The organism is Streptomyces sp. NPDC006372 (assembly GCF_040612515.1).
In the GTDB taxonomy this organism is placed as follows: domain Bacteria; phylum Actinomycetota; class Actinomycetes; order Streptomycetales; family Streptomycetaceae; genus Streptomyces.
The window spans coordinates 141,647-154,952 of sequence record NZ_JBEXQJ010000007.1 but is presented as its reverse complement, the minus strand read 5'-3'; the positions used below and the strand labels follow the sequence as shown (position 1 = coordinate 154,952).

At 72.2% G+C, this 13,306-nt stretch carries 8 protein-coding genes; 4 read left to right on the top strand and 4 right to left on the bottom strand.

Annotation, left to right across the window (positions count from 1 at the left end; genetic code table 11):
• The first annotated feature begins 38 nt into the window (after positions 1-38).
• Positions 39-2,579, top strand: coding sequence for an ATP-dependent helicase HrpB (hrpB, locus tag ABZ016_RS14760; RefSeq protein WP_356916963.1), 2,541 nt, complete (start codon positions 39-41; stop codon positions 2,577-2,579).
• Here the strand turns inward: hrpB and ABZ016_RS14755 are convergent.
• The 3 genes from ABZ016_RS14755 to ABZ016_RS14745 all read right to left on the bottom strand — a co-directional run bounded on the left by ABZ016_RS14755 (position 2,569) and on the right by ABZ016_RS14745 (position 5,623).
• Positions 2,569-3,561: a DUF3068 domain-containing protein gene (locus ABZ016_RS14755; protein WP_356916962.1), complete on the bottom strand. Its 993-nt coding sequence runs from the start codon at positions 3,559-3,561 to the stop codon at positions 2,569-2,571. The two genes, hrpB and ABZ016_RS14755, sit on opposite strands and share 11 nt — an antisense overlap.
• 25 nt (positions 3,562-3,586) lie before the next feature.
• Positions 3,587-3,721 (bottom strand): SPW_0924 family protein, encoded by a 135-nt coding sequence (locus tag ABZ016_RS14750; RefSeq protein ID WP_345665400.1) that lies wholly within the window; start codon positions 3,719-3,721, stop codon positions 3,587-3,589.
• Between the two features lie 138 nt (positions 3,722-3,859).
• Entirely contained in the window at positions 3,860-5,623 is a 1,764-nt protein-coding gene (locus ABZ016_RS14745; protein ID WP_356916961.1) for a lytic transglycosylase domain-containing protein, read from the bottom strand.
• A 335-nt stretch (positions 5,624-5,958) separates the two neighbouring features.
• On the opposite strand from ABZ016_RS14745, the gene ABZ016_RS14740 reads away from it, so the two are divergent.
• Entirely contained in the window at positions 5,959-6,816 is an 858-nt protein-coding gene (locus tag ABZ016_RS14740; protein WP_356916960.1) for a DUF4184 family protein, read from the top strand.
• A 513-nt stretch (positions 6,817-7,329) separates the two neighbouring features.
• Here the strand turns inward: ABZ016_RS14740 and polA are convergent.
• Complete coding sequence (gene polA / locus ABZ016_RS14735) at positions 7,330-10,056, bottom strand: DNA polymerase I (protein ID WP_356916959.1); 2,727 nt, start codon at positions 10,054-10,056, stop codon at positions 7,330-7,332.
• A 176-nt stretch (positions 10,057-10,232) separates the two neighbouring features.
• Between polA and ABZ016_RS14730 the strand changes: the two genes are divergently transcribed.
• The gene (locus ABZ016_RS14730; protein WP_356916958.1) at positions 10,233-12,512 is read left to right on the top strand and encodes an FdhF/YdeP family oxidoreductase; all 2,280 of its coding nucleotides are present in this window, start codon (positions 10,233-10,235) and stop codon (positions 12,510-12,512) included.
• Positions 12,513-12,568: 56 nt separating this feature from the next.
• A complete protein-coding gene (locus tag ABZ016_RS14725) occupies positions 12,569-13,057 on the top strand; it encodes a hotdog fold thioesterase (RefSeq protein ID WP_356916957.1) in 489 nt (162 codons plus the stop codon).
• The last annotated feature ends 249 nt before the right edge of the window (positions 13,058-13,306 follow it).

The following is a 13,306-nucleotide window of genomic DNA, read 5'->3' as shown; positions in this document are numbered from 1 at the left end:
CGCCCCTGGACGGCGCGGGTCGTACGACACTAGGGGCCGTGATCCGTTACGACGCCCTGGACGCCCTTCCCGTACGTGATGCCCTGCCCGATCTGACCGACGCTCTGGACGGGCACGGCACCGCCGTTCTCGTGGCGCCGCCCGGCACCGGCAAGACGACCCTGGTGCCGCTGGCGCTGTCGGGGCTGCTCGGGGAGGGGCCCCGGCGGCGGGTGGTCGTCGCCGAGCCCCGGCGGATCGCGGCCCGGGCGGCGGCGCGGCGCATGGCGTGGCTGCTGGGCGAGAAGCCCGGAGAGAGCGTCGGCTACACGGTGCGCGGGGAACGGGTCGTCGGGCGGCACACGCGGGTGGAGGTCGTCACCACCGGTGTGCTGGTGCAGCGGTTGCAGCGGGACCAGGAACTGGCCGGTGTCGACGTGGTGCTGCTCGACGAATGCCACGAGCGGCATCTGGACGCGGACACCGCGGCGGCGTTCCTGTGGGACGTACGGCAGACGCTGCGGCCGGAGCTGCGGCTGGTGGCCGCCTCGGCCACGACCGACGCCGAGGGGTGGGCGCGGTTGCTGGGCGGGGCGCCGGTGGTGGAGGCGCGGGGTGCCTCGCATCCGGTGGAGGTCGTCTGGGCGCCGCCGGTGCGGCCGGTACGGCCTCCGCACGGGATGCGGGTCGACCCGGCGCTGCTGACGCATGTGGCGTCGTTGGTGCGGCGGGCGCTGGCGGAGCGGGACGGGGACGTGCTGTGTTTCCTGCCGGGCGTCGGGGAGATCGCCCGGGTCGCCGGGCAGCTCGGGGATCTCGGGGACGTAGAGGTGCTTCAGGTGCACGGGCGGGCGCCCGCGGCGGTGCAGGACGCGGTGCTGACGGGCGGGGAGCGGCGGCGGGTGGTGCTGGCCACGTCGGTGGCGGAGTCGTCGCTGACGGTTCCCGGGGTGCGGGTGGTCGTCGACTCCGGGCTGGCGCGGGAGCCTCGCGTCGACCACGCGCGCGGGCTGAGCGCGCTGACGACGGTGCGGGCGTCGCAGGCTGCCGGGCGACAGCGGGCGGGGCGGGCCGGGCGTGAGGCGCCGGGGGCGGTGTACCGGTGCTGGGCGGAGGCCGAGGATGCGCGGCTGCCGCGTTTTCCGTCGCCGGAGATCAAGGTGGCCGATCTGACGGCGTTCGCGTTGCAGGTGGCGTGCTGGGGGGATCCGGACGCTTCCGGGCTGGCGTTGCTGGATCCGCCCCCTGCCGGGGGGATGGCGGCGGCGCGGGGAGTTCTGAACGCTGTGGGGGCTGTCGACTCCGTCGGGCGGGCCACGGAGAGGGGGGTCTTGCTGGGTCGGCTGGGGGTCCATCCTCGGTTGGGGCGGGCCTTGGTGGATTCCGTTGCGTTGGTGGGGGCTGAGCCGGCCTCGGAGGTTGTCGCCTTGCTGAGTGAGGAGGCGCCTCGGGAGTACGGGGACGATCTGGTGGGTGCGTTGCGTCGTGCTCGGCGCGGGGGTGACGCCTATGCGTCGCGGTGGCGGAGCGAGGTTCGGCGGCTGCGGGCTGTTGTTTCAGGGGTTTCCCACCCGCCGGCCCGTAACTGCCCTCAAGAGGCCGGAGTCGAGGCCTGGAGCAACTCCACGGAAGAGCGGCGGGTCGGGCTCGTTGCCGCTCTCGCCTTTCCCGAGCGGGTCGCCAGGCGTGACGGGGCTTCGTATCTCATGGTCTCCGGGACCCGGGCCGAGGTCGGTGAAGCCGGTGGGCTGCGTGGCGCCCCCTGGATCGCTGTCGCTGTCGCCGACCGGCCGGTCGGCAGGGGGCACGCGCGCGTGCAGCTCGGGGCCGTCGTCGACGAGGACGTGGCCCGGCTCGCGGCGGGTGCCCTGCTGGAGGAGCGGGACGAGGTGCGCTGGGACGGCGGGGACGTCGTGGCGCGGCGGGTGGAGCGGCTGGGGGTGGTGGAGTTGGTGGTGCGGCCGCTGAAGGACCCCGGCCCCGGGCTCGTGCGCGGCGCGCTGCTCGACGGGCTGCGGCAGGAGGGGCTCGGGCTGCTGCGGTGGTCGGCCGAGGCCGAGGTCCTGCGGCAGCGGCTCGCGTTTCTGCGGCTGCACGTCGGCGAGCCCTGGCCCGATGTCTCCGACGAGGCGCTCCACGCGCGTGTGGAGGAGTGGCTGGAGCCGGAGCTGAGCCGGGCCAGGCGGCGGGCCGACCTGGCGCGGATCGACGCCGGGGAGGCGCTCGCCCGTCTGCTGCCCTGGGCATCCGGCGAGGCGGGCCGGCTCGACGAGCTCGCCCCGGAGCGGATCACCGTGCCGAGCGGGTCGAGGATCCGGATCGACTGGTCCCGGCCCGAGCAGCCGGTGCTCGCGGTGAAGTTGCAGGAGATGTTCGGGCTCCAGGAGTCACCGCGGGTCGCCGGGGTGCCGCTGCTCGTCCATCTGCTGTCCCCGGCCGGGCGGCCGGCCGCCGTCACGGCCGACCTCGCCTCCTTCTGGCGGGACGGCTACAAGGGCGTGCGGGCGGAGTTGCGCGGGCGGTATCCGAAGCATCCGTGGCCCGAGGACCCGGCCGCCGCCGAGCCGACCCGGCACACCAGCGCCCGGCTCAGGCGCTGACCGTCGAGGGTTCCTCGGTCTCGGTGGCGGCGGGGCCGGACGGGCGGCGGCCGCGGGCCTCCAGGTGGAGCGCGAGGGCCAGGAGGAGGACGCCGAGGGTCAGGAAGCCCCACGGCAGCCAGGACGTCATCAGCAGGATGACCAGGCGCTGGGACTTCACCAGGTCGACGGTGTGGTTGAGGTAGTCCTCGCGCATCTTCACGTGCCCGGCGAACGCGGTCACCTTGTCACGGTCGCCGAGGAGGGTGCCGCCGCGCAGTTCCTCCTTGTGGAGCTCCTCGCCGTAGACGGGGGCGCCGGTGAGGGGTTCCACCCAGAACTTGCGGACCGTGGTGTACCAGCGGGTGGTGCCGGTCCCGGCGACCGCCTCGGGGGTGAGGCCCTTCACGGGCAGGGTCTTCGGGATCCTCACCTTGGTCCAGGGGATGGTCTGCTCGAAGTAGTAGACCTCCAGGCCGCGGAAGTCCTGGGTGCCCTTGTACTCGATGGGGGCGGTGACGCGGGCCTGGGCGTCGAAGTACTCGTAGTCCCTCTTCTCCGTGAGGAACGGCCACTTGAACTCGATGCCCTGGCGGCGCACCGGGTCGCCGTCGACCGTCTCTCCGGTGGCGTGGACGGGTTCCTGGGTGTGGGCGTCGAAGATGTAGCGCTCGGGGATCTTGGACACCATCTCGCCGTCGGGGCCCACGACGTAGGACAGCCCGTCCCAGACGACGACGTCGCGGCCGGCTGACTCCTCGATGCGTTCGGAGGCCTCGACGTTGCCCTTGAGGGTCTGCACGATGGTGACCTTGGAGACCTTCTTCGCCCGCATCGTGCCGTAGTCGAGGAGGGTGGCGTCCTTCGCCTCCAGGACCATGTCCTGGTACTGGTTCGCGGGAACCTTGGCGAGGCGCGGGAAGGCGTACCAGCGCAGCAGCGGGGACAGCGCCGCGAAGAACACGGCGAGGGCGAGCAGGACCAGGCCGGCCTTGCGGCGCATCTCGGCCTCCCTCCCGGGCGGGCGGTCAGGGGTGTGCGGGCACCGTCGTCAGCAGCGGTTTCGGGGACGTCCCGCCCGAGGGGGTGCCGAGGGCGGTCAGTGTCAGGACCACGGCGAGCGCGACGGCGAGACCGGTGGCGGCGGCGACGAGGGTGCGCATACGGGGCCTCCCCACGGCTGGAGCTGATACACCGTCAGCTTTCGGGGCACCGTAGCAACGGGCGGCGGAGATGAGAACAGGTTGCACAGACAACGACGCCCCTCCTTGGGGAGGGGCGTCGTGTGTCGTGTTCGGGAGCTACGCGCTGGGGCTCGCCGACGGGCTCGGCGAGGACGTCTCCGCCGCGGCCACGGTCAGTTCGACGGTGAGGGTCGCGCCACCCGCGGTGCCGATGCGGAGCAGGAACGTGCCGGTGGTGTCGTCCGCGTACAGCTTCGGCAGTTTCAGCAGGCCCTTGGCGTCCGTCTTCAGGCCCGTCAGGGTGCGTACGGCCTCGCCGTCGGCGTCCTTGAAGTAGGGGCCCTTGTCGCTCGCGGTCGGGTCGTCCGCCGACTTGATCAGTGTGGCGGTGGCGGCGACACCGTCCGCGACGGCGCCCTGGTAGGTGGCCTTCACCTCGACCTGGTTCGCGAACTCGCCGCCCGGGGTGCAGGTCAGGGCGGCGTCACCGGTGCGGGTGAGCTTGTCGGCGGCGCGTTCGGTGACGGTGGCCTTGTAGTCGAGGCCCGCGACCGTACGGCCCACGACGGTGGCGCGGACGGTGACACCGCCCGTCTTCTCCCCCGCCTGCAGGGCGGGCGCGACGGCCACGCCGGAGCTGTTGGTGGCGACCGTGGCGACGCTCTCGCCACCGGCGAAGGTGGTGTCCGTGTCGCCGATGATCGTGAAGCGGATCCGGACCTTGGCGACGGCCTTGCCGGCCTTCGTCTCGGCGCGGGTGCTGATCCGCTTGCCGAACGCGTCGCCGGCCATGGCGGTGAGCTTCGCGGTCCCGGCGTCCTCCAGGTGATCCACCGTGTCGGTGGGGGTGGGGGGCGTCGTGGGGGGTGTGTCCGGGGTGCCGGGCGGGGTGGTGGTGGGGGGCTTCGGGGTCGTCGTGCCGCCCCCGCCGGGCTTGTCGGGCCTGGGGCTGGGCTTGGGCGTCGAGCCGCCCGGAGCTTGGGTGCCCGGGGTGGTGCCCGGCCCGGAGGGGGTGGAGGGCGTGGAGGGGGTGGGTCTCGCCCCGGCCCCGTTGTCGCTGCGGTTGCCGGGCAGGGTGCCGGTGCCGTCGGGAACCTCGTGCGTGCCCTTGCGGTAGTACTCCAGCCACCTCATGACGAGGTTCAGGTACTCACGCGAGTTGTTGTAGCTGAGGATCGCGCGGTCGAGGTCGCCCTGGACGGACAGGTCCCAGTCGTTGCGGCACAGGTAGTGGCCGGCCGCGAGGGCGGCGTCGTAGACGTTGTTGGGGTCCTTCTTGCCGTCGCCGTTGCCGTCGCGGCCCGCCCAGGCCCAGGTGGACGGAATGAACTGCATCGGACCGACGGCCTGGTCGTAGTCGCTGTTGCCGTCGTAGGCGCCGTTGTCGGTGTCCTTGATGAGGGCGAAGCCGTTGCCGTCGAGCTGCGGGCCGAGGATCGGCGAGATGGTGGTGCCGTCGGCTTTGACGCGCCCACCGCGGGCCTGGCCAGACTCCACCCGGCCGATGGCCGCGAGGAGTTGCCAGGGCAGGTTGCAGCCGGGCTTGGCGTCGCGCAGAGCGGTCTCGGCCTTCTTGTAGGCGTCGAGAACGGTGGCGGGGATGCCCGCCTCGGTGGTGCCGGGGGTGACCGGTCCGGTCCCGGTGCTCGGTGACGGGTTCGGGCTGTTGAGCGGCGGCAGGTCCGTGTAGTACGGCGAGTTGCCGGTGGCGCTGCCGTCGGAGGCGCTCGCGTCGGGTGAGGGTATGGCGTCCGCGGCGCTCTGTCTGCCGTGGTCGTTCACCCCCGGAGCCTGTGAGGCGGACAGGGCCGCGACCGCTACCGCGGCCACGGCGGTGGTTGCCGCCCCCTTGCGCAGCCTCCTGCCGAATTGCGCCGCCATAGAGTGAACCCCTCCCGTGGACGCCGAGCGCCCGTCTCCGTGTGTCGCGCGCTGCCGTGCCGCGTTCGCACTCTGGTGATGCGTTCGCGTTCTTCTGTTGCGTTCGCTCTGTTGTGACGATCGAGGGGGCCGAGTGGTTGCCCTCCGACCGGTGTGTCTCCCGCCCGGGCGCGGTGACCCTGGCGACCCTACGGCAACTTCCTTTGCGCGGGCACCCGTTCGTGCCCGATTTTCACCAGTTGGTCATGTGGCGGGTGTGGCGGGCGACCGGTGTTCGAGGTCCCGCATACTGAACCCTCCGACCGCCCGGACAACGACCGTCACGAGGAGCCGAGTTGCCGTTCACGCTGAGCCACGCCGCGGCCGTGCTGCCCGCCGTACGCGCCGACGGCACCGGCCGGGGGCGGCTGGTGCCGGCCGTGCTGGTGGCGGGCTCCTTCGCGCCCGACATGACCTACTACGCGGCGAGTGCGGTGTCCGGGGCGATGGAGTTCGGTGACGTCACGCACTCCCTGCCGGGGGTGTTCACGGTCGATGTGGTCATCGCCTGGCTGCTGGTGGGGCTGTGGTTGCTGGTGCGCGAGCCGCTGGTGGCGTTGTTGCCGCGGACCCGGCAGGGTCGGGTGGCCGCGCTGCTGCGGTGCGGGGTGCCACGCGCCCGGGTGCGGACGTCCCTGGTGGTGCGGTGGTACGGGTCCGCGGTGCTCGGCGGGCTGACGCATGTCGTGTGGGACGCGTTCACCCACCTCGACCGGTGGGGGATGCGGCTGTTTCCGGTCCTGGGCCGGGAGGTGGCGGGCTCGCCGCTGTACTGGTACCTGCAGTACGGCGGTTCGGCGGTGGCCGCGGTCGTGATCGCCGTGTTCGTGGCGTACGGGCTGCGCCGGGTGCCTGCGCGCGAGCCGGTGGGGATCCCGGTGCTCACGGTGCGGGACCGGTGGGCGGCCGGTGCGGTGATCGGCGGTTTCGCGCTGCTGGCTGCGGTGCAGCGGGCCGTGCACTGGTGGGCCTACTGGGGCTCGGTCGCGAAGCCCTGGGAGATCATTCCGACGGTGTGCTTCGGCGCGGGCGCGGGGCTGGTCCCGGCGCTGCTGCTGTACGCCGTGGGAGTCAGGGTCTGGCGCCCCGTCCCGGTCCCGGCCGGCCCCACCCGCGCCGACGACGCGGAGCCGAGCCGTCCGGCCGCTCTTTGAGGGGGGCGGTTGTCGTGGTGACGAACGCGGTGAGGGTGTGCGCGGGGCGGGACCGTGGCGACAGCGCGAGGACGAGGGCCAGGTAGCCGTGGGCCAGGTCGGCCCAGGAGTGGGGGCTCCTCGCGGAGGTCTTGGCGGTCCTGACTGTTTCGAGGTTGTCCGGGGGCTGGGCTGCGAGGGCATCGGCGTCACTGAGGTCGGCGGGTCGTCGTCCGTGAGTCAGGCGCTGCCTCAGGTCCGCCGTCGCCTCGCGCAGGGCTGTGGCGGGACTGACGGGGACTCGGATCGTGCCGGCGTCGACCGCGAAGGGCGGGACCTGCGGGAGTGCCGCGCCTGTTGCCGTGCGGCGGAGGAGCGTGCGTATACCCATGCCCGCATCCTTGCGACCGCCCGGGACATGGGCGCCTTCTCGAGGGCCACGCGAGTGATGCGCCCGAAACGGCACCCTGCCACGGACAGGGTGCCCTCGGACGTGCTCTTGCTGCCGAGGGCACTCCACCGTCCCGGAACGGACTAGTGCGCTGCCGACTCCCAGTCCGACCCCGAGCCCACCGAGACGCCCAGGGGGACGCGGAGCTGGACCGCGTTCGCCATTTCGCGGCGGACGAGTTCCTCGGCGGTCGCACGCTCCCCGGGGGCGACCTCCAGCACGATTTCGTCGTGCACCTGGAGCAGCATGCGGGACGTCAGGCCGGCCTCCTTCAGTGCGCTGTCCACCTTCAGCATGGCGATCTTGACGATGTCGGCCGCCGTGCCCTGGATGGGCGCGTTGAGGGCCATCCGCTCGGCCGCCTCGCGACGCTGGCGGTTGTCGCTGTTGAGGTCGGGCAGGTAGCGGCGGCGTCCGAAGAGCGTCGCGGTGTAGCCCGTCGCCCGGGCCTCGTCGACCGCCCGGCGCAGATAGTCCCGTACGCCGCCGAACCGCTCGAAGTAGGCGTCCATGAGGGCGCGGGCCTCGGCCGCCTCGATGTTCAGCTGCTGGGAGAGGCCGAAGGCGGAGAGGCCGTAGGCCAGTCCGTACGACATGGCCTTGATCTTGCGGCGCATCTCGGCGTCCACCGCCGTCGGCTCGACCGCGAAGACCTGTGAGGCGGCCGTGGTGTGCAGGTCCTCGCCCGAGGTGAAGGCCTCGATCAGGCCCTCGTCCTCGGAGAGGTGGGCCATCACGCGCAGCTCGATCTGGCTGTAGTCGGCCGTCATCAGGGACTCGAAGCCCTCGCCGACGACGAAGCCGCGGCGGATCGCGCGGCCCTCGTCGGTGCGGACCGGGATGTTCTGCAGGTTCGGGTCCGTGGAGGACAGGCGGCCGGTGGCGGCGACCGTCTGGTTGAACGTGGTGTGAATACGGCCGTCGGTTGCGATCGTCTTGATCAGGCCCTCGACGGTGACGCGGAGCTTGGCCTGCTCGCGGTGGCGGAGCATGATCACCGGCAGTTCGTTGTCCGTCTGTCCGGCGAGCCAGGCGAGGGCGTCGGCGTCCGTGGTGTAGCCGGTCTTGGTGCGCTTCGTCTTGGGCAGGGCGAGCTCGCCGAAGAGGACCTCCTGGAGCTGCTTGGGCGAGCCCAGGTTGAACTCGTGCCCGGCCGCCGCGTGGGCCTCCTTCACCGCCTGCTGGACAGCGCCGGCGAACATCTGCTCCATGGCCTCCAGGTGCGCCCGGTCGGCCGCGATGCCATGCCGCTCCATGCGGGCGAGCAGCGCGGACGTGGGCAGCTCCATGTCCCGCAGGAGGTCGGCGGCGCCCACCTCCTTCAGGCGGCTCTCGAAGGCCTCGCCCAGGTCGAGGACGGCACGGGCCTGGATCATCAGGGCCTCGGCCTCGGCTCCCTCGTCCTCACCGAAGGCGAGCTGGCCGTCGGCCTCGGCGGCGGGGGCCAGCTCGCGGTGCAGGTACTCCAGGGAGAGCGCGTCCAGGTCGAAGGAGCGGCGGCCCGGCTTGACCAGGTAGGCGGCGAGCGCGGTGTCCATGGTGACGCCCTCGACGCTCCAGCCGTGCTCGGCGAGGACACGCATGGCGCCCTTGGCGTTGTGGAGGATCTTGGGCCGGCCGGCGTCCGCGAGCCAGGCCGCGAAGGCCGTCTCGTCGGCCTCGTCCAGCTGGGAGGGGTCGAACCAGGCGGCCGGTCCGCCGGGGGCGGCGAGCGCGACCTCGGCGACCGAGCCGGTGCCCAGTGCCCAGGTGTCGACGGTGGCGATGCCGAGGGGCTGGGTGCCGTGCTCGGTGAGCCAGCCGGTGAGCTCGCCGGTGCCGAGCACCGTGCCGTCGAGCTGCACGCCCTCCGTGCTGATCGGAGTGGTCTCGGCCTCCTCGGCGCCGGGGTCGACGGCGAAGAGGCGCTCGCGCAGCGAGGGGTTGCGGATCTCCAGGGTGTCCAGGACCATCGCGACGGCCTTGCGGTCGTAGGCGGCCCGCTCCAGTTCCGTGACGCCCTTGGGGAGCTCCACCCGGCGCTCCAGCTCGGTGAGCCGGCGGTTGAGCTTGACCGCTTCCAGGTGGTCGCGGAGGTTCTGGCCGGCCTTGCCCTTGACCTCGTCGACGCGCTCGACGAGGTCGGCGAAGGAGCCGAACTGGTTGATCCACTTCGCGGCGGTCTTCTCACCGACGCCGGGGATGCCGGGGAGGTTGTCGGAGGGGTCGCCGCGCAGGGCCGCGAAGTCCGGGTACTGGGCGGGCGTCAACCCGTACTTCTCGAACACCTTCTCCGGGGTGAAGCGGGTCAGCTCGGAGACGCCCTTGGTCGGGTACAGGACCGTGGTGTGCTCGCTGACCAGCTGGAAGGAGTCGCGGTCGCCGGTGACGATCAGCACCTCGAAGCCCTCGGCCTCGGCCTGGGTGGCGAGGGTGGCGATGACGTCGTCGGCCTCGAAGCCGTCCACCGCGAAGCGGGCCGCGCCCATCGCGTCGAGGAGCTCGCAGATCAGGTCGACCTGGCCCTTGAACTCGTCGGGGGTCTTGGAGCGGTTCGCCTTGTACTCCGTGAACTCCTGCGACCGCCAGGTCTTGCGGGAGACGTCGAAGGCGACCGCGAAGTGCGTGGGCGCCTCGTCACGCAGCGTGTTGGCCAGCATCGACGCGAAGCCGTAGATCGCGTTCGTGGGCTGGCCCGTCGCGGTGGTGAAGTTCTCCGCGGGCAGCGCGAAGAACGCGCGGTAGGCCAGCGAGTGCCCGTCCATGAGCATCAGTCGCGGGCGGCTGCCGCCGGAGGTCGTGTCGGTCGTCTTCGATGCTGTCTCTGCCACGCCCCCGATCCTGCCACGCCCCACTGACACTCGGCCCCGCCCCCGGCTCCGGGCCCGACCGCGCGGGCGCCGCGGCGAGGGCGTCGCCCGAAACCCGCCCCCTCCGGTGTCACCACCCCGTGCGAGGATCAGAGGCCTGTCTCACAGCACAGTCGGCAGTCGAAGGGGAGCGCGCGATGGTGTCGAAGCCGCCCAAGAGTGATCCGGTTCAGGACGCGCCGCAGGTCGCCGGGCCGAAGCACGCGGCAGCGGGGATCCCGGCGATCGGCCACACGCTGCGTATCGCCCAGCAGCAGATGGGTGTGAAGCGCACCGCGCTGACGCTGCTGAGCGTGAACCAGAAGGACGGCTTCGACTGCCCGGGCTGCGCCTGGCCCGAGCCGGAGCACCGGCACAAGGCGGAGTTCTGCGAGAACGGCGCGAAGGCCGTCGCCGAGGAGGCCACCCTGCGCCGGGTCACGCCCGAGTTCTTCGCCGCGCACCCGGTCGCCGACCTGGCCGGCCGCAGCGGCTACTGGCTGGGGCAGCAGGGCCGCCTCACCCACCCCATGTACCTGCCCGACGGGGGCACGCACTACGAGCCGGTCACCTGGGAACGTGCCTTCGACATCGTCGCCGAGGAGATCGCCGCCCTCGGCTCCCCCGACGAGGCCGTCTTCTACACCTCCGGCCGCACCAGCAACGAGGCCGCGTTCCTCTACCAGCTCTTCGCCCGCGAGCTGGGCACGAACAACCTGCCCGACTGCTCGAACATGTGCCACGAGTCGTCCGGCTCGGCGCTCTCCGAGACCATCGGCATCGGCAAGGGCAGCGTCCTGCTGGAGGACCTGTACAAGGCCGACCTGATCATCGTCGCCGGCCAGAACCCGGGCACGAACCACCCGCGCATGCTCTCCGCCCTGGAGAAGGCCAAGGCGGGCGGGGCGAACATCATCAGCGTCAACCCGCTGCCCGAGGCGGGCCTGGAGCGCTTCAAGAACCCGCAGACCCCGCAGGGCATGCTCAGGGGCGCCGCGCTCACCGACCTGTTCCTGCAGATCCGCATCGGCGGCGACCAGGCCCTGTTCCGCCTGCTCAACAAACTGATCCTCGACACCGAGGGCGCGGTCGACGAGGCGTTCGTCCGGGAACACACCCACGGGTACGAGGAGTTCGCGGAGATCGCCCGCGCCGCCGACTGGGACGAGACGCTCAGGGCGACGGGCCTGACCCGGGAGGAGATCGAGAAGGCCCTCCGCATGGTCCTCGCCTCCGAGCGCACCATCGTCTGCTGGGCCATGGGCCTCACCCAGCACAAGCACTCCGTCCCCACGATCCGGGAAGTGGTCAACTTCCTCCTCCTGCGCGGCAACATCGGCCGCCCGGGCGCGGGCGTGTGCCCGGTGCGCGGCCACTCGAACGTGCAGGGCGACCGCACCATGGGCATCTTCGAACGCCCCGCCCCGGCGTTCCTGGACGCCCTGGAGAAGGAGTTCGGCTTCGCCCCGCCGCGCGAGCACGGCTACGACGTCGTACGCGCCATCCGCGCCCTGCGCGACGGCGAGGCGAAGGTCTTCTTCGCCATGGGCGGCAACTTCGTCTCCGCCTCCCCCGACACGGACGTCACCGAGGCGGCCATGCGCCGGGCCCGGCTGACCGTGCACGTGTCGACGAAGCTGAACCGCTCGCACGCGATCACCGGCGCGCGGGCCCTGATCCTGCCGACGCTCGGCCGTACCGAACGCGATCTCCAGGGCAGCGGGGAGCAGTTCGTGACCGTCGAGGACTCGATGGGCATGGTGCACGCCTCCCGGGGGCGGCTGGAGCCCGCGAGCCGGCAGCTGCTGTCCGAGCCGGCCATCGTCTGCCGCCTCGCCCGCCGCGTGCTGGGCGAGAGCAGCGCGACGCCCTGGGAGGAGTTCGAGAAGGACTACGCGACGGTCCGGGACCGCATCGCGCGCGTGATCCCCGGCTTCGAGGACTTCAACGCGCGCGTGGCCCGCCCCGGCGGCTTCGCACTCCCCCACGCCCCGCGCGACGAGCGCCGCTTCCCCACGGCCACCGGCAAGGCCAACTTCACCGCCGCGCCCGTGGAGTACCCGGAGCTGCCCGAGGGCCGCCTGCTGCTGCAGACGCTCCGCTCGCACGACCAGTACAACACCACGATCTACGGCCTCGACGACCGTTACCGCGGCATCCGGAACGGCCGGCGGGTGGTGCTGGTCAACCCGGAGGACGCCCGGGCCCTGAAGCTCACGGACGGCGGTTACGTCGACCTGGTCAGCGAGTGGAAGGACGGCGTGGAGCGCAGGGCGCCCGGTTTCCGCGTGGTGCACTATCCGACGGCCCGGGGCTGCGCCGCCGCGTACTACCCGGAGACCAACGTGCTGGTGCCGCTGGACGCCACGGCGGACACCAGTAACACCCCGGCCAGCAAGTCCGTCGTGGTGCGTCTGGAACAATCGGCCACCGACTGAGCGTTCGCTCAGCAAGAGACGCAGCCGAGTGATGAGGACGAACGGAGCCGGGCCCGATGGGTGAGCAGCAGCATGTGAAGTTCCCGCAAGAGGTCATCGACGAGTACGCGGCACTCGGAGTGGACCTCCTGGCCCTCTTCTCCGCGGGCCACCTCGGGGACCGGATGGGCGTCCAGATCTCCGAGGCGTCGGCGGACCGGGTCGTCGGGACGATGCCGGTCGAGGGCAACACCCAGCCCTACGGGCTGCTGCACGGCGGGGCCTCCGCGGTGCTGGCCGAGACCCTGGGCTCGATCGGATCGATGCTGCACGGCGGCAGCTCCAAGATCGCCGTGGGCGTCGACCTGAACTGCACCCACCACCGCGGGGTGCGCTCCGGCCTGGTCACCGGTGTGGCCACGCCCGTGCACCGGGGGCGCTCGACCGCCACGTACGAGATCGTCATCACCGACGAGAACGACAAGCGGGTGTGCACCGCACGGCTCACCTGCATGCTGCGCGAGGTGCGGCCCGGCGACGAGGAGCTCATCCGCTCCGCGGGCTGATCCGGACGCTCCGGACGCAGGGAAACCCCTGAAGGGACGGCCGCACTCTCGCCGCGGCCGCCCCCTCCTCCCCCGCGGGGCTTCTGGCGCTCCACGCTTCCACCTCTCCCTGGACCAGACGTGCGGTCCGGGCTCGACGCGGCGGCGAAGAAGTACCCCGGGAGACCCGGCCGCGCAGGCCGCCTCGTCAACTCGACCGGCACGAAGCAGAGTTACGACGTCATCGGCACCGACGTGCCCCGCCTGGCC